Source organism: Ureibacillus chungkukjangi, assembly GCF_003217295.1.
GTDB lineage: Bacteria > Bacillota > Bacilli > Bacillales_A > Planococcaceae > Ureibacillus > Ureibacillus chungkukjangi.
On record NZ_QJTJ01000064.1, the window covers coordinates 1 to 2,691 of the forward strand.

Annotated in this window: 2 protein-coding genes; both read right to left on the bottom strand. The window is 33.3% G+C overall.

The window, feature by feature from the left end:
* Nucleotides 1-124: 124 nt before the first annotated feature.
* Nucleotides 125-610: a hypothetical protein gene (locus BJ095_RS18670; RefSeq protein WP_084078063.1), complete on the bottom strand. Its 486-nt coding sequence runs from the start codon at nucleotides 608-610 to the stop codon at nucleotides 125-127.
* A 49-nt stretch (nucleotides 611-659) separates the two neighbouring features.
* Nucleotides 660-2,081 carry an IS110 family transposase gene (locus BJ095_RS18675; protein WP_036180360.1) on the bottom strand — a complete coding sequence of 474 codons (1,422 nt, stop codon included), beginning with the start codon at nucleotides 2,079-2,081 and terminating at the stop codon, nucleotides 660-662.
* Nucleotides 2,082-2,691: the final 610 nt, after the last annotated feature.

Here is a 2,691-nt window from a genome sequence, read left to right on the forward strand (position 1 = left end):
TTCAATGTAGTGTAGTGCTTTAATTTAAAAATTTTTAATTGGATACAGAGTAAAATCCCTGCTTTCAATATAAAAGTAGGGATTTTTGGCGTTTTAATAGACTTAGGATATGTGAAAACCTTCGTTAGTTAAATATCACAGTATCATTAAATGGAATTCCAAGATATTTATATTTTATATGAACCTTATTTACTTCCTCGTTGTGAATTACACTAATTCCATAGATTTCATCATTTTTTGTTGCAGCTCCATTATCTAATTTTTCAAAGTTAGAAGATGGTGAAGTTCCTGTTTTCAAGGCTACCTTATCTATATCTGTAAAACCATATTTTTTCGCTTCCACACTGGTATCATCATTCGTTAAGGTAAAACCTTGCAACGCATTACTCACTTGTATCTTTGTTTCCATAGGCTTTTCACTGTTATTCACAGATATATCTAATATATTTATTTCACTAAAGCCTTTATTACCAACACTAACAATAACTAATTTATCATCTTCACTTGATGCAAGTGTACCAATTTCCAATGGTGGATTAAATTTTATAAAGAAATAAACACCACCGATGGTTATTGCTAATACTAAAAATGATATCCAAAGTTTCTTCATTTAGTATTCCATCCTCATTTTGAATTTTTTATTAAACAAATCCGCTTCGTTAGCTTAATAATAAAGGTTCTTTTTCTTCTTTAGATTTAGTTAAGTCAGCCAAGTTAATGCCGCAAGCAGCTGCATGGACAACTGGATCGTATTTACCGTTATTTTTCAGAAGCGAATAAATTAAATTAGCCAATTTACCACACAAATGACCAATTGCTTTTTTCTTACTCATTCCTTCTTCAACCTTACGGTCATAATAGGCTTTAAACACGGTAGGATGAGGTTTACCATTAGCCAATATTATTAAGGCAATCTGATAAAGTACTCGACGAGCATCCCGAACCCCGCTGTTGGTTTGTTTAGTCCCTTTTACTGATGTACCAGATTGTGTATTTTCAGCCGAAACCCCTAAGTATTTCTTAAATTCTTTATATGTATTGAATCTTTCAATATCACCAATAACGCCTATTAATGTACAAGCTATATTTTCACTAACGAAGGGGAGGGATAGTAGAATTTCAGTATATGGGTGGGGTTGAATTCCTTTATCGGGTACTCCCCATAGAAGATCATGAATTTCCTGATCTATCAGTTTTAAACTTTCTTCAAGCCGTAAGGCTTCTTCAATAACCCACTTTTGGCGTCCTACAAGATGCTCAACAGGCACAGCGACAGTATTAGGCATCACTTCCGCTAAAATTTTAGCAGCCTTTTTGGCAACATTTTTAGCACCAGCTTTTGAAATAGCATTGTATAATTCATCTTCGCTAGTTTCTTTCATATGTAGTCCGGTAGGGTATTGTAGAACCAATTTCATTACTGAGATTGAACTTAATTTTTTAAAAGCTTTGTTTAAATCAGGGTGTGTGACTTTTAGTAATTGTTGTACTTGATTTTTTCTGCGAGTAAGTTGAACATTGAGATACCAACGATCTCTCATAACTGTTCTAAATAAGGATTGTAGTACTGTTTGTGGTCGTATAAAAGTTACACCTTGCATATTGGGGTGAAGTTGCTTATGCCATCCCATATATGACATTACCTTTGCATCCATTGAATCTGATTTCTCGCTTATTCCTAAACTTTTACGGAATTCCCCAACTGCTTTATTTTCTATTTGAAACAAATCATAACCTTCAATTAGTAACACTTGTTGGGCTAAATAAGAATAATGTCCACCCGTTGGTTCTAAGAGGATTAAGAAGTCGTCTTTATTTAAATTGAACTGTTCCTCTATTTGTTTAAGGGCGCTTAAAAATTCTGCGATTCCCACACTATCAGAGTTGAACTTCAGTGTCTTAGTGCGCTTCCAAGCTACTCCTTTAGGGTCTAAAAAAGCTTCATATCTTATACAAGAAGCAACATGGAAACTCGCTCCTATATCAATTCCAACATAGAACTGGTAAAACTTCCGTGATTCTTGTTCATTATTAACTTCAGTTTCATTTCCATAGCTAAATGGACTACTGGTGCTTTTCATTAATTTCCCTCCAATAAACTAACAGTATGACATATCTGACTATCCAAGTTTCTGTTAGAGCTTTAAGCCCAATGTAGCATGTCAGGATTATTTCGCCAGATATTAAATCTCATATTGAACTAAAGAGTCTTTATTCAAAGCTCCAAACAACGGTAGAGTTTCAACTGTTAAAATAATATTAGATTTATTTTGATTTCTATATAGTCTATTAAAAAATACGACATGTATTTTAATTTCCCTCCTAAAAAATAAAAAATCCTGTCGAAATTAACAGGATTTAAGCAGCTATATATAATTAGTATGTGCAGTGCCGTAAATAACATGGAGTGCCTCACGTCAATATTAGAGGTCTAGGAAACTAGCCCCAATCCAGTAAAGGTCGGAATCACCATAAAGGTCACTGCACACCTATATTTTACATGATTTTTTTGAATAAAAAAACAATGTCCCCAAACAATCGGCAGAGTTTCTCTTAAAGAGATCTCACGTTGAACACAAGGGTACATTGATGATTAAATTATATCTTAATTAACCTAATTAAAAAAGCTACCTACTAGCATGTAGTCTATTAAAATTACCGTTATAAATGTTAAAGCATTACAGAAACAAT

What these genes read in the sequence shown, in the direction of transcription:
- BJ095_RS18670 (WP_084078063.1), bottom strand. Translation starts at nt 610, where the DNA reads ATGAAGAAACTTTGGATATCATTTTTAGTATTAGCAATAACCATCGGT.
- BJ095_RS18675 (WP_036180360.1), bottom strand. Translation starts at nt 2,081, where the DNA reads ATGAAAAGCACCAGTAGTCCATTTAGCTATGGAAATGAAACTGAAGTT.